The organism is Sphingobacterium sp. SGL-16 (assembly GCF_011043515.1).
GTDB lineage: Bacteria > Bacteroidota > Bacteroidia > Sphingobacteriales > Sphingobacteriaceae > Sphingobacterium > Sphingobacterium litopenaei.
The window spans coordinates 12,712-32,966 of the sequence record NZ_JAAKGQ010000040.1 but is presented as its reverse complement, the minus strand read 5'-3'; the positions used below and the strand labels follow the sequence as shown (position 1 = coordinate 32,966).

The following is a 20,255-nucleotide window of genomic DNA, read 5'->3' as shown; positions in this document are numbered from 1 at the left end:
CTTAAATCTACTATTTCGTATCCTTTGAATTTGTCCTTTGAAAAGGTGAACAATTGAGGACTAAACTTCTTACCTAAATACAAGCTATTAATGGTATAAGTATACTTATTGCTTGATTTGTCAAAGATAGTCACATCTTGGATGTGGTTATTTTTGTTGATACGCAGTTTAATCTTGAAATAATTCGTCTTTGTGTCTTCTGGAGATAATTCGATGACTTTAGCCGATTCAGTGTTTCCCTGTCTCACAATTTTCTCGTCTGGCATCAGAACATACTTATAACCTTTTTGGTAGAAGTTGAACAGATTATTAGGGCCAATAGTGTTGCTATTGTTTTCGTTTTCTGAAATTTGAACTTCCTTGATATCTTTTGAAATATTCCAAACTGACTTACCATCCGAAATAACTTCTTGCTCAGGCAAAGAAATTGCGTATTGATTTTTCGGCTTATTGAAGTACATTACTCCATTTGTAGTATGTGTTTTTTTGTTCGCATCTTGAATACTCAGCGTGAAATCGGATTGAATCGTTTGGTAAGTGCTGTACTTTTTAGATACATCATTCAAAATTTTTCTAGCAGCAGCATCTGTTTGTGCAAATGACATTAACGCGCTTCCTACCAAGGCAAATGATAATAACAGTTTTCTCATGTTTAATTTTCTTATCTTAACGTTTCTAAAAACTGTTCCAAAGAATACTCATCCGGATATAAAACTTCTCTTGCTTTACTTCCTTCAAAAGGACCTACAATACCTGCAGCTTCCAATTGATCGATGATTCTTCCTGCTCTGTTGTATCCTAATTTCAATTTACGTTGAATTAAGGACGTAGAGCCTTGTTGATGCATGACGATAAGACGGGCAGCTTCTTCAAATAAGGCATCTCTATCGGAAAGATCAAAATCCATAGAGCCAGATCCTTCGCCCGATTCATCAACGTATTCAGGCAACATAAATGCTGAAGGATACCCACGCTGTCCACCAATGAAATCAGAAATTCCTTCAACTTCTGGTGTATCAACAAATGCACACTGAATACGGATAAGATCCGAACCAGACGCTAAAAGCATGTCTCCACGACCAATTAACTGATCCGCACCTCCTGTGTCTAAGATCGTGCGTGAGTCAATTTTTGACAACACTCGGAATGCTAGACGTGCAGGGAAGTTGGCTTTGATCGTACCTGTAATGATATTAACCGATGGACGTTGTGTCGCTATCACCAAGTGAATACCTACCGCACGAGCCAATTGGGCCAGACGAGCAATCGGTGTTTCGACCTCTTTACCGGCTGTCATCATCAAATCTGCAAACTCATCAACAATAAGAACTATAAACGGTAAGAATCGATGACCCTCCTCAGGGTTTAATCTGCGATTGATAAATTTTGCGTTATATTCTTTTAAATTACGAACCTGTGCATTTTTTAATAGATCATAACGTTGATCCATTTCGATACACAAGGAGTTTAATGTGTTAATTACCTTTTTAGTATCCGTGATAATAGCATCTTCTTCACCTGGTAATTTGGCTAAGAAATGTCTTTCAATTTTTTTGAATAAGGAAAGCTCTACTTTCTTTGGATCCACCAAGACAAATTTTAGCTCTGCTGGATGTTTTTTGTATAATAATGAAGTAAGGATCGCATTAATACCCACCGATTTACCTTGGCCTGTAGCACCAGCAACAAGCAAGTGTGGCATTTTCGCTAAATCCGCTATATAAACTTCGTTAGAAATGGTTTTACCTAATGCAATAGGCAAATCCATATCCGTTTTTTGGAACTTCTCTGTCGCCAATACCGAACGCATCGATACCATCTCTGGTGTACTGTTCGGCACCTCAATACCAATAGTCCCTTTACCCGGCATAGGCGCAATGATACGAATACCCAATGCTGCTAAACTCAAAGCTATATCGTCTTCTAAGTTTTTAATCTTCGAAATACGAACACCTGGTTTCGGGATAATCTCGTACAGCGTTACTGTTGGACCTATAGTAGCTTTGATATGTTCGATCTCGATATTATAGTTACGCAAGGTATCTACAATACGATTTTTGTTGGCTTCAAGTTCTTGTTGATTGATCGTAATTTTTCCTGTTCCGTATTCTTTCAATAAATCCAAAGTAGGGTATTGGTAACCTGATAAATCGAGTTTAGGATCATATTCTCCGAATTGAGCCACCAAGTCATTTGCTGTAATCTGTTTTTCTTCTTTGACTTCTTCTACTGCGAGTTCGACATCGTCTACTAATACTTCTTCAGCTGGTGTCTCGATTTGCAAAGGAGCGTTGACAGATAAATCTATTGAATTAGAAGATACTTCTTCTCTAGCAGGTGTTTTAGTCTCAAATACAATACTATTAGAGCTTTCTTCTTCATCTAGTTCCTCTTCTTCATTTTCGATTTCTTGCTCACGAAGGCTAGCATAACGATCATTTAGCGTTAGAGTAGAAGCATCTGGACGAACGTTACGAAGTGTATTGGAAACTTCAATAATGGCACCATCAATGTTTTCCTCTTCTTCCGAAATAACTTCTTCCTCTTCTTTGTCCGTTGCTAGTGCAGTGTTTGATTTTTGTACAGGTTTGTCATTAACCAAATCATAATCCGCAGCATCAGAATCCGAAGATGAAGCCATAGAAGTTAAGGCTAATTTTAAATCTAGATTGTAGATTAATACTAAAGCAGTCAGATAAGCAAAAATTATGATTCCTCCGACACCAAATTTTCCAATTTGCGCATTCAAGAGTTGATTGGTCCAGTAGCCAAATTTGCCTTCTAATATATGAGGTGTATCGGCAATATAATCCTGAATAAAACCAAGTGTTATGGACAAAAAGATAATACCAATAATGGAATATAGAAGTGTTTTCCAAATAGGAAGTAAGGATTTTTGATATAATAATTTGTAACCCAAAACAAAGGATAGGAGCACAAATAAGAAAGAAGCCACTCCAAACCATTCAAAAATGAATTGGTTTGCAAGTAAAGCACCTAGTTTACCTAATTTGTTTTCAACAACAGGGATTTCCACACCTTCATCGGCCAACTCTTCACTAGTACCGAAAAGTGTACTCCAGGAACCATTTGTAGCACTGATGTAACTTTGATCTTCCTTCCATGTAAACAAATAAGAAGTGAAAGCTACGGCTAGTAAAAAGGCGCATAGAATTAAAAATAATCCTCCTATTTTAAGTGCTTTGCGTTGTCCTTCGCTGAAATCTATTGTATTAAACGGCTTTAATAACGGTTCCTTTTTAGGACTCGATGTTTTAGCAGCATACTTAGTTTCTTTCGAACTTTTATTTTGCGTATTATTTTTAAATGAATTGCCCTTATATGCCATGTAAATGTATTCTATTCCAATACAAACTTATTAAAAATATCGCATAAGATTTGCTGAATTTTAGTATTACTTTAAGCTTGTAGTTTTCAATTCGTAAAGGATAGAATACGTGAAAAAAAGAATTGTTAATACGAAAAAGACCTTAATCTAACTAATTGAAAGTTGCTGAAGTTCTTCCAGCATAAGTGAGAACTTGGGCTTTATTTTTTGAAACTGCGCATTCATTTCCTCAATAGGAACGCCCTCTTTAGCCATATTTTCTAAAACCTGAAAATCTTGAAGTAAGTCTTTTGCGCCAATATACTGCATAGTAGGTTTGATGTGATGAGCAGTTTTTCTGATAAGAACTGTATCCCCAGTAGACAATGCATCTTCTAAAGCTTTGAAATCGCCCGGAGATTGAGAGATATATAAATCTACTAGCTCTTTAATCAAATCAGCATTCCCCATCATGGATTCATTAATAATGTCCAGATTAATAATTTGAAAGATCATTGTGTTTTAGATTTTTGTGACTACTAGGTTATCTATGCAATTTAATAATAATTCTTCATTGGTCAGACCTAATTTTGGATGTTTGTAGCTGTCAGCTATCTCACAAAGTGGATGTAAGGTGAATTTTCGATCTTGGATGTAAGGATGAGGGATTGTTAGTTGTGGAGTTTCGATAATCTCCGAGTTAAAATACAATATATCTATATCGATTATCCGAGCACCCCATTTCTCTTTTCGGACACGACCTAATTCGTTTTCAATTTCCTGACAAATCAATAAACTTTCCTGGGCATCATGTGATGTTTCGAACAGTAGTACTTGATTGAGAAAAGTTGGTTGGTCTTCTACACCCCATGCTTGGGATTCGTATAAAGAAGATTCTATGACAAGATTGCCTAGTTTTTGGGAAAGTAAGGTTTTAGCACTGTACAATTGTTCGCTAGGATTTCCAAGATTAGCACCAAGTAGGATATAAATTAAATTCATTAAAGCCCTTTAAATATATTTTCTTTGTTTTCCGTTTAATTGCAGTAAATTTATTACTTAAATATATTATAACGTATGAATTTTTTAAAACAAGTTCTTGCAACTATTACAGGAGTATTGATTACTGGTGTAATATTGTTTTTTGCTTTTATCTTTTTTATTGCCGTATTAGTTTCTAGTTCTTCTTCGGAGACGAATGTACCTGCACCAGCTAATTCGTTGTTGTATCTTTCTATGGATTACGCTATCACAGAGAAATCTGAATCTAATCCTTTGAATGATTTGGATCTGCCATTTGGTGTAGGAGCGAAAGAAGTAGGTTTAAATGATATTTTGGCTCGCATTAAAGCAGCTAAAACAGATGATAATATCAAAGGTATATTTTTGAATCCAACTACAGTAGGTTCTGGCTTTGCTACATTAAAAGCCATTCGTGATGCATTAGTGGATTTCAAAACTTCGAAAAAGTTTATTGTAGCTTATAGTGATGGTTATTCTCAAAAAGCATACTATCTTTCTTCTGTAGCTGATAAAGTTTACTTAAATCCGCAAGGTTCTTTAGATTTTCGCGGTTTAAGTTCTAGTACCATGTTCATGAAGGATGCATTTGACAAATTAGGTGTAGAAATGCAGGTCGTAAAAGTTGGAACATTTAAGTCTGCTGTAGAGCCATTGATTTTAAATTCAATGAGCGAAGCCAATAGATTACAAGTTACGTCTTATCTTAATAGCATTTATGATGCCTTTTTGGATGATTTGTCAGCGGGTCGCAAAATTAGCAAAGAATCATTGCGCCAATATGCCGATACTTACGCGGTACGTAATGCAGATGATGCGCTGAAATATAAATTTATCGATGGCAAGCTTTATAAAGACGAGTTGATCGCTGAAATCAAAAAGCGTTTGAGTCTAGCAGATAAAGACGATATTTCTATTGTACCCGTGACTAAATATGCAGGAAGCAAGGAAGAGATTAAAGGCTCTGATGAAATAGCGGTATTGTATGCGTATGGTGATATTGTAGATGGAGAAGGTGAGTCTGGCCAGATTGGTGGTGATAAGATTTCACGCGAATTACGTAAGCTACGTCAGGATGACAAAGTAAAAGCGGTTGTTTTACGTGTTAACTCTGGTGGTGGTTCAGCATTAGCTTCGGATATTATTTGGAGAGAGGTGGAATTAACCAAAAAAGTAAAACCAATTATTGTTTCGATGGGTGATTATGCCGCTTCTGGTGGTTATTATATTGCGGCAGCAGCGGATTCAATTTTTGCGGAAAAAGCAACTTTAACTGGATCTATAGGCGTTTTTGGTGTTATTCCGAATTTCAAAGGATTAATGAATAACAAACTAGGTGTTAAATTTGAAGATGTCAAAACAGGAAAATTTGCTAGCTTGATGTCTACACCTGATAAACCTTTGACAGAGGAAGAAAAAGCCATTATTCAAGGTGAAGTAAATAATACATACCAAACCTTCATGGATCGCGTGGCGAAAGGCCGAAAAATGACCATAGCGCAAGTGGATAGTATTGGTCAAGGACGTGTTTGGACAGGGGATCAAGCTTTAAAAATTGGATTAGTGGATAGAATAGGGGATTTGAATACCGCTATTAATGCGGCAGCTTCAAAAGGAAAATTAAGTTCTTATTACACAAAGGAATATCCTGCTAAACAAGATCCTTTTGCTTCCATTTTCTCTACGTCTAAAGACAAAATAAAAACTTGGATGTTTGCCGAGGAACTTGGTGAATATCAAAAATACTTGATGGAATTGAAAAAAGTAATGAATCAAACGGGTATCCAAGCGCGCTTACCTTACGCTGTAGAAATTTATTAACTACTAAAAAGCAAAGAAATGTAAATATTTCTTTGCTTTTTATATATTTACACCTTTAATCAACTTAACTAAAAAATATATTTTAAGGAGAAATTATTATATAACAATAATTTTTAAAACACCTTCGAATACAGGAAAAGAATATGAAAACAATTGACAACTTTAATTTTTCGGGTAAAAAAGCTTTAATTCGTGTGGACTTTAATGTTCCATTGGATGAAAATTTTAACATTACTGACGATAACCGCATTCAAGGAGCAACACCTACAATTCAAAAAATATTAAAAGATGGTGGTTCTGTGATTTTGATGTCTCACTTAGGTAGACCAAAAGATGGTCCTACAGATAAGTATTCATTACGTCATATTGTAGCTCATTTATCCAAAGTTTTAGGTGTCGATGTACAATTCGCTAATGATTGTATTGGACAAGAAGCTATTGATAAAGCTGCAAACCTAAATGCAGGTGAAGTTTTATTGTTAGAAAACTTGCGCTTCTACAAAGAAGAAGAAAAAGGAGATAAAGACTTCGCTAAGAAATTATCAAAATTAGGCGATGTGTATGTTAACGATGCATTTGGTACAGCTCACCGTGCGCATGCTTCTACAGCCATTGTTGCACAATTCTTCCCAGAAGCTAAATATTTTGGTTACTTGATCGAAGCGGAATTGAAAAATGCTGAGAAAGTATTAAATAATCCAGAACGTCCGTTTACGGCAATTATGGGTGGAGCAAAAGTTTCAGATAAAATTCAATTGATCGAAGCTTTATTAGATAAAGTTGATAATCTTATCATCGGTGGTGGTATGGCTTACACTTTTGTAAAAGCACGTGGGGGTGAAATAGGTAATTCATTGTGTGAAATAGATAAATTAGATTTGGCTAATGAATTAGTGAAAAAAGCAGAAGAAAAAGGTGTTAACCTAGTATTACCTACTGATGCGCAAATTGCTGATGCTTTCTCCAATGATGCTAATGTATACGATGGTCCTAATGATCAAATTCCAGCTGGTTTGGAAGGATTAGATATTGGCGCTGAATCTGCTAAACACTTTGCAGAGGTAATTTCGGCATCTAAGACTCTATTATGGAATGGTCCAATGGGTGTGTTTGAATTTGATACTTTTGCTAAAGGAACTAAAGCCGTAGCAGATGCGGTAGTATTAGCTACAGAGCAAGGAGCTTTCTCTTTAATCGGAGGCGGTGATTCTGCTGCAGCAGTAGCAAAATTCAATATGACGGAGCATGTAAGTTATGTAAGTACTGGTGGTGGTGCATTATTAGAATATATGGAAGGTAAGGTATTACCAGGTATTGCTGCAATCCAAGACTAAAGGTTTATCTATTTTAAATAAAAATCCCATAATAAAATCATTATGGGATTTTTATTTTTTATGTTAGTCTCATATATTTGGGTAATAAAAAAGGTTTACAAATGAATGTAAACCTTTTTTATATCATAGAAATGAAATAAAACTATTTAGCGTCAGCAGCTAATTTGTTTAAGATTTCATCGTTTTTAACGATTTGACTTTTTTTAGGCATTCGTGAACGAGAACCTAGTTCAATGTTACGACCTAATTTCAAAAACTGAACTTCAACACGTGAAACAGTTTTGTTTCTTCTATCTTTTCTTTTTAAACGTGTAACTCCCATTGTATTTAATATTTTTATTTTACGTTTTAAACGAGGTCGGAAGCGGATTCGAACCGCTGTACAAGGTTTTGCAGACCTCTGCCTAGCCACTCGGCCATCCGACCCTTTTCCCTTACTGGGTGTGCAAAAGTAACTCTTAATTTTGAAAATGCCAAAAATAAATTCAAATAAAAGATATTTTTTCGAGCTCTGGTTTTTGGCATCTAATTTGTATTTCTACAACGAGAGGTTACTTCATTGGGATTTATAGAGGTAACACTAACATTTAGATTAATTTAAATATTAAGGTATGAAAAAAATTTTACTATCATTAGGAGCAGTGTTATTAATGGCAGCAGGAGCTCAAGCTCAAACTGGCTATGGTTTAAAAGCAGGTGTTACACTTCCATCGTATAGCTACGGTAGTTCTGATAATTTATCAGATACAAAATCAGCAACTAACTTTTATATTACGGGTTATTTGAATGCTAATGTAAGTCCTAATTTTGCTATTCAACCAGGTATTTCATTGCAAGGAAAAGGTGCTACTTTAGTAGATTACAAAGTAGCTGGAACTACTTACGAAGTTAATCAAAATACGATGTGGATTGAAGTTCCTGTAAACTTTGTAGGTAAACTTCCAGTAGGAGGTGCTGAATTGCAATTAGGTGCTGGTCCGTATGTAGGATTCGGTATTAGTGGTAAAAATAAATTCGATAGAATTTCAGGTGATGGAGATTTTGCATCAACGACATTAAATGAATTTAAATTTGGTAAAGATGAAACATTAAAAGGAGTTGATTTTGGTGCTAACATTACAGCTGGTGTCAAATTAGCTGGCGGTTTCTTAATCAATGCGAACTATGGATTAGGTCTTACTAACATCGCTGGAGATAAATTCCCATCAAGTGATGTTAAAAATAGAGTTTTATCATTTGGTATCGGTTTCGAATTCTAAGAATAAAGGTAATATGTTTTATGATGAGGTCTTCCTTTAGGGGAGACCTTTTTTATTGTTGTTTATCCATCTCTGTCAATGATTTTATTTTATTACATAGATATGATTTCACAATAAATATTCACTTATAGATTTTCCAAAGTTTGTTTACATTTGTAGTATGATTGAACTACCCGTTATACCTGTCCATCAGACACAGCGTAAACCAGATTGGTTACGCGTAAAGCTTCCTGTAGGAAAAGAATATCGTCATGTTCGTAATTTGGTAGACGAACATAAACTACATACAATTTGTGAGAGTGGTAATTGTCCTAACATGGGAGAATGTTGGGGAGCTGGTACTGCTACATTTATGATTTTGGGTAATATCTGTACGCGTTCGTGTTCTTTTTGTGCTGTGGCAACCGGAAGACCTTTAGCAGTGGATTTAGATGAACCAAACCGTGTAGCAAATTCAGTCAAGTTAATGCAGGTTAAACATTGCGTCATTACATCGGTCGATCGTGACGATTTGAAAGATGGTGGGTCAACAATCTGGGCTGAAACAATCAACGCGATTCGTCGTGAAAGTCCAGAGACAACTTTAGAAACTTTAATACCAGACTTCAAAGGTCAATGGAATAACTTAGAACGCGTTCTAGCGGTGCGCCCTGAAGTTGTTTCGCACAATTTAGAGACTGTACGTCGATTAACTCGTGAAGTTCGTATACAAGCTAAATATGATCGTTCATTAGAATGTCTTCGCCGTATCTCTGAAGCAGGCTTGCGTACCAAATCTGGTATTATGTTAGGTTTAGGCGAGATAGAAGAAGATGTAATTGAAGCTATGCAAGATTTATATAATGCAGGTGTGCATATATTGACTTTAGGTCAGTATTTACAACCTACAAAAGCACATCATCCAGTCATAGATTGGATTACTCCAGCGCAGTTTGATAAATACAAGCAAATTGGTTTGGAGATGGGCTTTAAATATGTAGAGTCAGGACCTTTGGTTCGTTCTTCTTACCATGCCGAAAAACATTTATTCGATATGCAATAAGTAGAAAGGAGCTTTAAAGCTCCTTTTTATTGTCTAATATAAACCGATTCGCCAGCAACAACTGTTCGATTTGTTTTTATATTTCTCAATTTATCAGTAGAAGCGGTCATTATATCTTCAGCTAATATCACGAAGTCTGCATCTTTACCTTTTTCAATAGATCCACGCTTCTTTTCTTGAAAACAACCATAAGCTGCCCAAATGGTCATACCTCTTAAAGCCTCTTCTCTAGACAATGCATTATCCATCTGGAAGCCTTCTTTAGGTAAATTGGCTGCATCCTGTCTGGCTACAGCAGCATGGAAACTATATAGAGGATTAAAATGTTCGATAGGAAAATCTGTTCCAATAACTACTTTTCCGTAATTTCTTAACAATTCTTTATACGCATATGCTCCTTTTGCTCGTTCGGCTCCAATTCTTTCTTCCAGCCATTTCATATCGGAGGTGGCGTGCGTAGGCTGAATGGAGGGCATAACTTGATAATTTTTGAACTTGATGAAATCTGAAGGATGTACAACTTGAGCGTGTTCAATCCTCCATCTTCTGTTTTGTAAATTTAAAGCTCCATATAAGTCTAATAACATTCTATTAGCAGAATCTCCTATGGCATGTATAGCGACTTGAAAAGAGGAATTGGCAAGTGCAGCTAAAGAGGTTTCAAATTCTTCTCTGGAATGGAGTAGAAATCCCTTTGTGCTATCATCACTGTAGTTTTCGAGCATACAAGCCCCACGTGACCCTAAAGCGCCATCAGCCATCATTTTGATGGCTTTTATAGTGAGCTTTTCGGATTCATAAATTCCTTCATTTATATATTTTGTGATATTGTGCGGCTCGGCAAAGATCATAGCATAATTCCGAATTTTTAGAGAATCCTGTTCATAGAATTTTTTCAATAATTCCAGTTGTTCAATATCTAAGCCAGCGTCCACTATACTCGTAAGACCTACAGCAAATAATGAATCTTGTGCTTGCTTTAATTTTATTAAGATATTAACCTCATTGCCTGCGGGTATATATTTCGATACCAATGCCATGGCATTATCAATTAATACGCCCGTCATGCGATTCGTACTATCAACCACAATTTTTCCTCCTTCTACTGTTATTGTAGAATCAATTTGCGCTACTCTTAGTGCTTCAGAATTGACTACAGCAGCATGATAATCTATACGATGTAAGAAGATTGGAATATCAGGGAAGTACTTATCTAAGGTGTCGCGAGTCGGGTATTGTTTGTCTGGCCAAAGTGATTGATCCCATCCAGCACCTATAATCCATTTGTTTTCTTTATGTGTTTTGTAAAATTCTTGGATTTTGTTAATCACTTCCTGTATAGACTTGCAGCCTACTAAATCAACTTGCTGGAAATAGTCAGCTAACATAAAGGAATGTCCATGACCATCGTAAAAACCAGGATAAATGGGTTGCTGTTTTGCATCAATTATTTCTTTGGCTTTGTAGCGGTCAAGAATATGTTTGCTGGTTCCAATGTCAATGAAGATTCCATTTTTTACAGCAAAAGCTTCTTGTATGGTAAAAGCAGAATCCACAGTATAGACTCGTGCATTATAAACAATTAGATCCGCTTCAATATTGGTTGTACAGCGTACAAATAATAGAATAGTGAGAATTAGGCTTATTGAAAATTTCATGGGAAGAATCTTAATTTATTAAAGTTATTAAACGAAGGCATAAAATACAAAAAAAGGCCTAGTAAAAACTTACTAAGCCTTTTTATGAGGTGAAATTGCTTTTTATTACATGGCTTCTGCCACCACTTCTTCCACTTCCGGAACCATGCGTTTTAATAAACCTTCTATCCCAGCCTTCAACGTAATAGTCGATGAAGGACATCCACTACACGAACCCCTCAATTCCACCGTCACTGTTCCATTCTCAAAAGATTTATACGCAATAGCACCACCATCTTGTTCTACAGCTGGTCTTACATAATCATGTAATACTTGCTGAATTTTTATTTCTACATCCGTACCGTCAAAAGTAATTTCTTCATCTTTTGCAATCTCTTGGATTTTTAATTCTGATTCTACAGCACCCTTTACGAATTCTTTCAATAATGCTTCGATATCACTCCAATCTGCATCTTCAGTTTTAGTAATAGTCACAAAATTGGAAGCAAAGAAAACACCATTTACAAAGTTGAATTTGAATAATTCACGTGCAAAAGGAGATTCTTGTGCTTTTTCTCTATCTGGATAATCTACGCTACCATTAATAAGAAGTTTGTTAACCAAAAACTTCATTGTTGATGGGTTAGGAGTAGACTCTGTATATACGTTAATTGTTGCCATTTCTTAAAAAGTTATACAAATATAGGGCTTAGAATATTTCGAAACGTCATTAAATCGTAAAAGCTTATAAAGACACCCCTGTATAATTCCAAGGTGTTACATTTTTGATTTCTGCTTTTACTTCCTCGCTAACATTCAAACCTTCTACGAAGGTCGCAATAGTTTCTTGGGTTACGTGTGAATTAGTACGAGTCAAGTCTTTCAATGCTTCATATGGTTTTGGATAACCTTCGCGGCGTAAGATCGTTTGAATAGCTTCAGCAACTACTGCCCAGTTGTTTTCCAAATCTTTTTGGAAAGCCTCAGCATTCAAAATTAACTTACGCAATCCACGTAAAGTTGATTTGAAAGCGATTAGAGTGTGTGCTAAAGGAACACCGATATTACGCAATACTGTTGAATCTGTTAAATCACGTTGTAATCTTGAGATTGGCAATTTAGCCGCTAAATGTTCTAAGACAGCATTTGCAATACCCAGGTTACCTTCTGCATTTTCGAAATCAATAGGATTTACCTTGTGTGGCATTGCCGATGAACCGATTTGTCCAGCAGTGATTTTTTGTTTGAAGTAATCCATAGAGATGTACGTCCAAATATCACGACAAAGGTCGATGACAATATTATTGATACGTTTTAATGCATCACAGCTTGCTGCAAAATTATCGTAGTGCTCGATTTGTGTTGTCGTTTGCGAACGGTCCAGACCTAATTGCTCATTCACGAATTTATTACCGAAAGCAACCCAATCCACTGCAGGATAAGCAACATTATGCGCATTGAAGTTACCTGTTGCACCACCGAATTTTGCCGAATAAGGAACAGCGGTCAATGCGTTTACTTGTTTTTCGATACGCTCGATGAAAACTTTGATTTCTTTACCAAGACGAGTAGGAGATGCTGGTTGTCCATGTGTACGAGCCAACATCGAGATATCTTTCCATTCTTCTGCTAAACCTTTTAGCTCATTCAACAGTTCACTCACTGTAGGAAGGTAAACCTTGTTGATTGCTTCTTTCCACGAATATGGAATAGCTGTATTGTTGATGTCTTGAGAAGTCAATCCAAAGTGAATGAATTCTAAAGAGTCGTGTAATCCGAGTTTTTCAAATTCGTTTTTAAGAAAATATTCTACAGCTTTTACATCGTGGTTAGTGACTTTTTCCGTGTCTTTGATCCATTGAGCATCTTCAATACTGAAATTTTGATAAATGCTTCTCAATTTATCGTTCAAAGAACCATCAAAATGTGCTAATTGAGGAATTCCGGATTCAGCAAGCGCGATGAAATATTCCACCTCAACTAATACACGGTATTTGATAAGGGCAAACTCTGAAAAATAGTCAGATAATTCTTTCGTAGCATTGTAATATCTTCCGTCTACGGGAGTTACGGCTGTAAGCGATGATAATGTCATAAGTTAAAATAATATAAGTCTGAAGGACTAATTAAGTTAGCTCCAAAAATACGAAAATAAAGTACTTATTGGCAGATTATTATAAACAAAAAAGCCCGTGTCATTTAGAACACGAGCTTTTTGGAGTATCTTAACTCTTATCGGAATTATTGAGCGTTAGCTACTGAATCAGCGATAGAATCAACAACTGCAGTAGCTGAATCAGCTGTAGCGTTGATAGAATCAGTTAAAGCTGAAGCTGTAGAATCGATAGCGTTAGTTAAAGAATCAGCAGTTTCTTCAGTTTTAGTAGTGTTGTTACATGAAGCTACAGTTAAAGCTAATGCTAAAAATCCGAATGCGAATAAATTTTTCATCTTTTTAAATTTTCTATTTTAATTGAAACAAATTTGTTTACTATACCTATTAATACGGGAAACTCTAAAAGGTAACCCAAAAAATAAAACTTTTTTTATTTTTCTTTTAACACCTTGATTATCAGGTGGAAAAATTGTTAATTGTCTTATTTCGGATGCAAATATAGTACAGTTTTCTTGAAATGCAACAATAAAAAGTTATTTTAATACAAAAAAGAATTATAGCTAAAGGAGAGATTATGTTTGAAAAAGTTCAAAAGTTGATAAAGTTGTTTAAATCTGTGGATTTAGCGCAACTGGACAAATTATCCCAGAAAGTGGATTTGGCTGCGGTCATAAATTCTGTTTCTAAAATGGATGAGCACCAATTGCAAATGGCTATGAAAATGTTGACATCGCAAAAGAAAAAAAAGGATCCTCCTCCAATTGATGCAGATTTTTATTCAGTTGAAGAAAAATTGTCTCACGAAGATCGCGCTTTGCAATTAAAAGTTAGAGCATTTTTGGAAGCTGAAATAAAACCTCTTGTCAATAATTATTGGTTACATGATGAATTCCCTTTTGAGATTATTCCAAAATTAGCAGAGCTTAATGTTTGCGGATATGTATATGAAGGCTATGGCTGCGCTGGAGGAACTTCCTTAATGGATGGAATTATTGCGGCCGAATTTGGACGTATTGATCCTTCAATTGCTACTTTTTTAGGTGTGCAAAGTGGTTTAGCGATGGGTTCTATATATATGTGTGGTTCGGAAGAACAAAAGCAGGAGTGGTTACCACAAATGCAGCAACTGAAAAAGATAGGGGCATTCGGTTTGACAGAGCCTGAAGTAGGATCGGCTACGGCTGGAGGTTTGACTACTACATGTCGTAAGACTGCCGACGGTTGGGTTCTAAATGGTCAAAAGAAATGGATTGGTAATTCCACTTTTTCGGATATTACTATTATATGGGCTAGAGATATTGAAGACAATCAGGTAAAAGGATTTATAGTTCGGAAAGAAAATCCAGGTTTTTCGGTAGAGAAGATAAAAGGTAAGATGGCTTTGCGAATTGTTCAAAATGGGTTAATCACACTGACGGATTGTTTAGTTCCAGAATCCGATCGTTTGCCTAATGCCAATAGTTTTAGAGATACTGCAAAAGTATTACAAATGACTAGGGCAGGAGTAGCGTGGATGGCGGTAGGCTGTGCGCGTGGAGCTTACGAGAACGCTTTGGAATATACATTGAAGCGTGAGCAGTTTGGTAAACCTATTGCATCATTCCAATTGATTCAAAATCATTTGGTAGAAATGCTCTCCAATTTGACGGCGATGCAAACATTAACCTATAGATTATCCGAATTACAAGATGAGGGAAAACTGAAGGATGAGCATGCTTCACTAGCGAAAGTATTCTGTACGTTGCGTACAAGAGATATTGTTTCACGTGCGAGAGAAGTTATGGGGGGAAATGGTATCTTGTTGGAATATAACGTGGCAAGATTTTTAGCGGATGCGGAAGCTATATACTCTTACGAAGGAACAAAGGAAATCAATTCCTTAATAGTCGGTCGCAGTATCACAGGTTACAGCGCCTTTGTATAAAAAAATAACCGGGAACTCGCCAGCTCCCGGTTAACCTTTAACAATCCTGAGAATTAATATAATGAAAATTCTACGCGGCGATTTTGTTGACGGCCTTCTTCTGTGCTATTAGAACTAATAGGGAATTTAGAACCATGACCTGCAGTTTCAATTTTGCGAGATTCTACACCTTTTGAAACTAAATATGCTTTTACAGCATCTGCACGATCTTTAGATAATTTTTGATTTACAGCATCTGAACCAATATTATCCGTATAACCATCTAACTTTAAATTATATCCTTTATCTTTCATTAATTCAGCAACTTTATCTAAGTAGCTAAATGAAGAAGAACGGATAGTTGCCTTATTGAAATCAAATTCTAGATTTCTTACTGCTTCAATAACAACTTGCTTTTCACCATCAGTTAATTTAAGTTCTGGAAGAGGACATCCTGCTCCATCCACTTTTGTTCCGGCAGGTGTATTCGGACATTTGTCATAAATATTAGCTACACCATCATTGTCGTCATCTTTTAAATCTTTAGCTAATTTGCTCAATTGATCATTGATAGCTTGTTGAGATTTAAGAAGTGCATCTTGACCAGCTTTTAGCTCATCATATTTAAGAGCTAATAAGTCATTGGAGTTGCTACGTTTTGTATTTTGAATGAATGCTTTTGATTTCGAACCTAATGCAAATTCAACTCCAGCGTGTAGGTAAGAGAATAAATCGTATGGGAATGAATGATTAGTTTTTCCGTCAAAATAATCATTAGTCCAGTTAAGTTGATAGCCTAAATCTAAATTAACACCTTTGCTTACAACGAATTTAAGTCCTAAATCTACTGGAATGAATACTCTGTTTAAATCCGTTTCTGATGAGCTAGAGCTTCTATTTAAATTCAAATACCCGATACCCGCTGACAAATATGGTCTTACTACATTTGAATTGAATAAATTAGAAACATACTCTCCAGAAAAAGCAAAAGACCATGGAAGTTTAGTTTCAAATTGTGTAGTAGAATTTGATTCTTCACGGATTTTACCACCTAAATATTGTAACTTAAACCCAAAATTTGGAGATAAATGTTTTTTAAGATATGCGCTATAGCCTAATTCTAAATTACCTTCATTAAAACCAAATTTATTTTCTTGGCTTAATAAACCAACATTGAGGCCCATTGACCAAGTTCTGTAAGTCGAGCTTGGAGCAGAGCTATCAAAAATAGTTGTTTCCTGCGCAATACTGTTAGAAGTGGTGAAGATGGCTACAAGTAAAGTAGTGAGTTTGGTAAAACTAATCGTTTTCATAAATGAGAAGTTAAGTATAGTTAATAAATAACAATATTATATTGTTTAATACAATTTTATATTGCAAATATAAATATAGTTTTTATATTCTCATGATTTATGAAAATAATTTTATTATTAGAATTAATTAATTTTATTTAATAATGTATTGATATACAATATGTTGGTGGGATTTTTGTCTCGTGTGTAAATTCGATAGCTGTAGTTGGAAATCTACACTATCCTGCATAAAAAAGGCTTTGGAATATTCCAAAGCCTTTTAATCATTTTTTAAAACCTTTTATTTTTAAAATAAAGTAAACTCTACACGGCGATTTTGTTGACGTCCTTCTGCAGTACTATTAGATGCAATTGGCTGGTTAGGACCGTAGCCTGTTGCTTCTATACGTGAAGCATTAGCACCTTTAGATACTAAATACGCTTTAACAGCTTCTGCACGCTCTTTTGACAAACGTAAGTTTGTTTGTAAAGAACCTGTATTGTCTGTGTGTCCTGCTAATTTTAAGCTAAAGTTTTTCTCAATTAAGATTGCTGCAACTCTATCTAATGAAGAATATGAAGTCGAACGAATAGTAGATTTCCCTGTTTCGAACTCTAAGTTTTTGATAGCTTCATCTACCACTTTTTTGTCTTCTTCCGTAACAACGATTTTCTCAATTACTTTAGTTTCGTTTTTAACGGTAATAGGACAACCTGCACCATCTACTTGTACACCTGTAGGTGTATTTGGACATTTGTCGAATTTATTTGGAACACCATCGCCGTCATCATCTTTCAAGTCATCATTGATTTGCGCAATTTGGCCTTTCAATTCATTATTAGAAGCAATTAAAGCATCGCGTTCAGCTTTAATTTCATCGTATTTTTTATTTACGTCAGCGGCTAACGTTGCAGCAGGGTTACTATTTCCTAAGAATGGTTTACCTGATCCGCCAATAGCAAATTCAAGACCGGCATGTGCATACGAGAATAAATCATTTTTGTATTGACCTCCCGGGATACCATCAAAATCTTGGTTAGCCCAGTTTAATTGGTAACCTAAATCCAAATTCACACCTTTTGCAATTGCAAATTTCAAACCTGCATCTACTGGTACATATAATTTGGTTTGAGCATCAGCAGTATTAGTTCCAGCAGCAGTCGTAGTGGTTTTAAAATTTAATGCTCCAACACCTACAGAGAAATATGGCTTAATAATGCTGTTTACAAATCTCCAGTTTGTATTTGCTAGAGTCCATTCAGCAGACAAAGCAGCTGACCAAGGTGTCTTAGCTTCGAATTCTGATATAGTAGCTGTTGCGTCTTCATTGATACCGCCAACTTTACCACCCAAATATTGAGCTTTTAAGCCAAAAGATGGAGAAATGTATTTTTTGATATAAGCACTATAACCTAAATTGTGATTTAATTTATCAAATCCAGCTCTGTTGAAACCAAAAATATTGGATTGATTTAAAACTCCTGCATTCAGTCCAATAGACCAAGTTTTGTAATCTGTACTAGGAGCAAATGGAGTCGTGTCGTCAATAGTAGGATGTGAAACTTGCGCGAATGTTACTGTAGTAAATAATCCAGCTGCTAATGCGAGAGAAACTTTTTTGTAGTTGTTCATCATAATATAATTCTTTTTTTTCTCTCTATTAAACAATTATGTTGCCAAAAAATAAATCTTTAAAAATTGCTTATTAGAAAAGCGATTTTTAAAGATTTATGTAATTATTTCTCTACAAAAGAGAGGTTTTATTCTTCCGTTCTGCGTGCGAAGAATTTAGGAATTTTGATATCATATGCCATTTTCTTAACAATATTTTCTTCGATTATTTTGCGTAAAAAGGTCTTTTTACTTTTTGTCACCAAGAGTACGTCTAATAATTCGTCTGCTATCACGGTGTTGATGGCTGATGAAATATCTTCTTTATACTGTACGAAGAAAGTTTGAGATTTAATAACATAAGAAATATCTTCAATTCCAGTTTCTTCAACAATCTTGTCAATAAAGACTTCGAAGCTTTTATCTATATTGTGAACAGATTCGTTGCTTGTGTTCACATGTATTAATACCAATTCGAAATTCGTACCATAAACTTTAATCGCTTGCTTCAACACATCGATTTCACCATATTTGAAATTACACAGCAATCCCACTTTATTTACTTTAAATTTTTTCTCGCTATATGGAACCGCCAATACTGGAACTTTGGTGTTCAAAAACACATCAAACATGTTGGATCCAATCAGTAAAGCATCCAAACCAAAAGCACCTTTTGTACCCATAATAATGGCGTCATATTGCTCTTTCGCTGCTAATCTACGTACCTCATCGTATAAATTTCCGTCTGCATATAAAGGCTGAAATTGAATTCCTGGCGTGTCTTGATTCTGCTTTTCCATCAATTTTGCCATTTTTTGTTTGGCTTCAGGAACGCGAGGATCTACCAAACTAGGATCTTTTAACGCATTCATATAAATATTGCTGTGGTCCGTAAAGACGTGCAACAAGTCTATTTGAAAATTATTCTTTTCGGCAAGCTGAACAGCATATTCCACCGCTTTATCCGAGTGAATAGAAAAATCTACTGGTATTAATATTTTATTGCTCATTGGTATGCTATTAAATATTGTCAAAGAAAGTTGGTTTGTGTAATTGCAATGTGATTTCGCGCGATACGGATGTTGAAAATATTCGTTCGAAGAAAGATTTACGGGTTTTCGTTACCAAAATCATCTCATAATTATTAGTGTCAATAATATGATTGATTACTTCTGGCACGGTATCTAAATGTACATTATCATTTTGGATGGGTTGTGCTACTATATTTATGGTTTCAATATCACTTAATTGTTTAATATTAAATGTCCAGTCTGTAAGTTGTTGTTTGACATCCTTTTCTTTCTTGTTATCTCTATAAATATGGATAATATCAAGATTTTTTATTGGAGAAACATAATTGATGTAATTATTTAGCGTTTCGATTTCTTCGGCTTTAAAATTTGTTAGGATAGCCGTATGATTTGCCGAGAAAGTTTCTGCACCAGATGGAATAGCAATAACCGGGATTTTTGAATTACTCGTAATAAAAGATGTATTACTGCCCCAAATAACAGATTTTCCTTTGCCTACGCCCGTGGTACCCATTACTATCAAAACAAATGTAGGCGCTACTGCATACTCAGGTAGTACATCAGTCAAGAAACGAGACACACATTCCGATTCAATGGCTATAGTTGGAAAATCTTTTGCTAACTGATCTTTCAATTCTTGCATCAATACATCGGCTTTTAACTGCGTAGAGTTTTCTGCGTCGGTAGCTGTGCTAGTAGTGTAGCAATGAAAAAGGTGAATGTCATAATCATTCTGTTTAGCAATCTGACAAGCGTAGCGAGCTGCATATAAGGCATTTGTCGAAAAATCGGTCGGAACTAGTATCTTTTTTCTCATATAAATTAGTTATCACTGATAAGCAATAGGATAAATTTACTAA

Annotated in this window: 18 protein-coding genes and 1 tRNA gene; 5 read left to right on the top strand and 14 right to left on the bottom strand. The window is 35.4% G+C overall.

Translation table 11 applies throughout. The features are described from left to right. The 4 genes from G5B32_RS12735 to folK form a co-directional block, all read right to left on the bottom strand. A partial coding sequence (locus tag G5B32_RS12735) for a LolA family protein (RefSeq protein WP_165291910.1) occupies positions 1-650 on the bottom strand: 650 nt, incomplete at its 3' end. An 11-nt stretch (positions 651-661) separates the two neighbouring features. After that, positions 662-3,349, bottom strand: a complete 2,688-nt coding sequence (locus tag G5B32_RS12730) for an FtsK/SpoIIIE family DNA translocase (protein ID WP_165291909.1) — start codon at positions 3,347-3,349, stop codon at positions 662-664. A 147-nt stretch (positions 3,350-3,496) separates the two neighbouring features. Next, positions 3,497-3,844 carry an Hpt domain-containing protein gene (locus tag G5B32_RS12725; protein WP_165291908.1) on the bottom strand — a complete coding sequence of 116 codons (348 nt, stop codon included), beginning with the start codon at positions 3,842-3,844 and terminating at the stop codon, positions 3,497-3,499. A gap of 6 nt (positions 3,845-3,850) precedes the next feature. Further along, entirely contained in the window at positions 3,851-4,330 is a 480-nt protein-coding gene (folK, locus tag G5B32_RS12720) for a 2-amino-4-hydroxy-6-hydroxymethyldihydropteridine diphosphokinase (protein WP_165291907.1), read from the bottom strand. Between the two features lie 75 nt (positions 4,331-4,405). Here folK and sppA point away from each other — a divergent pair, with 75 nt between their 5' ends. Together sppA and G5B32_RS12710 are read left to right on the top strand one after the other, a co-directional pair. Further along, a complete protein-coding gene (sppA, locus tag G5B32_RS12715) occupies positions 4,406-6,169 on the top strand; it encodes a signal peptide peptidase SppA (protein ID WP_165291906.1) in 1,764 nt (587 codons plus the stop codon). 143 nt (positions 6,170-6,312) lie between these two features. Beyond that, positions 6,313-7,503: a phosphoglycerate kinase gene (locus tag G5B32_RS12710; protein WP_165291905.1), complete on the top strand. Its 1,191-nt coding sequence runs from the start codon at positions 6,313-6,315 to the stop codon at positions 7,501-7,503. A gap of 142 nt (positions 7,504-7,645) precedes the next feature. Here the strand turns inward: G5B32_RS12710 and G5B32_RS12705 are convergent, their stop codons facing one another. Both G5B32_RS12705 and G5B32_RS12700 read right to left on the bottom strand, forming a co-directional pair. After that, positions 7,646-7,825, bottom strand: coding sequence for a spore protein (locus G5B32_RS12705; protein WP_165291904.1), 180 nt, complete (start codon positions 7,823-7,825; stop codon positions 7,646-7,648). 33 nt (positions 7,826-7,858) lie between these two features. After that, positions 7,859-7,929, bottom strand: a tRNA-Cys gene (locus G5B32_RS12700). A gap of 185 nt (positions 7,930-8,114) precedes the next feature. Here G5B32_RS12700 and G5B32_RS12695 point away from each other — a divergent pair. Continuing rightward, positions 8,115-8,762, top strand: coding sequence for an outer membrane beta-barrel protein (locus G5B32_RS12695; protein ID WP_165291903.1), 648 nt, complete (start codon positions 8,115-8,117; stop codon positions 8,760-8,762). Between the two features lie 160 nt (positions 8,763-8,922). Beyond that, a complete protein-coding gene (gene lipA / locus G5B32_RS12690) occupies positions 8,923-9,804 on the top strand; it encodes a lipoyl synthase (RefSeq protein ID WP_165291902.1) in 882 nt (293 codons plus the stop codon). A 26-nt stretch (positions 9,805-9,830) separates the two neighbouring features. Here lipA and G5B32_RS12685 read toward each other — a convergent pair whose 3' ends face one another. The 4 genes from G5B32_RS12685 to G5B32_RS12670 form a co-directional block, all read right to left on the bottom strand. Further along, positions 9,831-11,462: an amidohydrolase gene (locus G5B32_RS12685; RefSeq protein ID WP_165291901.1), complete on the bottom strand. Its 1,632-nt coding sequence runs from the start codon at positions 11,460-11,462 to the stop codon at positions 9,831-9,833. Between the two features lie 105 nt (positions 11,463-11,567). Then, the gene (locus G5B32_RS12680; protein WP_165291900.1) at positions 11,568-12,122 is read right to left on the bottom strand and encodes a NifU family protein; all 555 of its coding nucleotides are present in this window, start codon (positions 12,120-12,122) and stop codon (positions 11,568-11,570) included. A 64-nt stretch (positions 12,123-12,186) separates the two neighbouring features. After that, on the bottom strand, positions 12,187-13,536 hold the full coding sequence (purB, locus tag G5B32_RS12675) for an adenylosuccinate lyase (RefSeq protein ID WP_165291899.1): 1,350 nt from the start codon (positions 13,534-13,536) through the stop codon (positions 12,187-12,189). Positions 13,537-13,682: 146 nt separating this feature from the next. Further along, positions 13,683-13,892, bottom strand: a complete 210-nt coding sequence (locus G5B32_RS12670) for a DUF4348 domain-containing protein (protein WP_165291898.1) — start codon at positions 13,890-13,892, stop codon at positions 13,683-13,685. A gap of 239 nt (positions 13,893-14,131) precedes the next feature. Between G5B32_RS12670 and G5B32_RS12665 the strand changes: the two genes are divergently transcribed. Then, on the top strand, positions 14,132-15,481 hold the full coding sequence (locus tag G5B32_RS12665) for an acyl-CoA dehydrogenase family protein (protein ID WP_165291897.1): 1,350 nt from the start codon (positions 14,132-14,134) through the stop codon (positions 15,479-15,481). A 53-nt stretch (positions 15,482-15,534) separates the two neighbouring features. Here G5B32_RS12665 and G5B32_RS12660 read toward each other — a convergent pair whose 3' ends face one another. From G5B32_RS12660 to G5B32_RS12645, 4 genes are all read right to left on the bottom strand, one after another. After that, positions 15,535-16,773 (bottom strand): OmpA family protein, encoded by a 1,239-nt coding sequence (locus G5B32_RS12660; protein ID WP_165291896.1) that lies wholly within the window; start codon positions 16,771-16,773, stop codon positions 15,535-15,537. 286 nt (positions 16,774-17,059) lie between these two features. After that, the gene (locus tag G5B32_RS12655; protein ID WP_165291895.1) at positions 17,060-18,388 is read right to left on the bottom strand and encodes an OmpA family protein; all 1,329 of its coding nucleotides are present in this window, start codon (positions 18,386-18,388) and stop codon (positions 17,060-17,062) included. A gap of 125 nt (positions 18,389-18,513) precedes the next feature. Continuing rightward, positions 18,514-19,374 carry a universal stress protein gene (locus tag G5B32_RS12650; RefSeq protein ID WP_165291894.1) on the bottom strand — a complete coding sequence of 287 codons (861 nt, stop codon included), beginning with the start codon at positions 19,372-19,374 and terminating at the stop codon, positions 18,514-18,516. Between the two features lie 10 nt (positions 19,375-19,384). After that, positions 19,385-20,212, bottom strand: a complete 828-nt coding sequence (locus G5B32_RS12645) for a universal stress protein (RefSeq protein WP_165291893.1) — start codon at positions 20,210-20,212, stop codon at positions 19,385-19,387. Between the last annotated feature and the right edge of the window lie 43 nt (positions 20,213-20,255).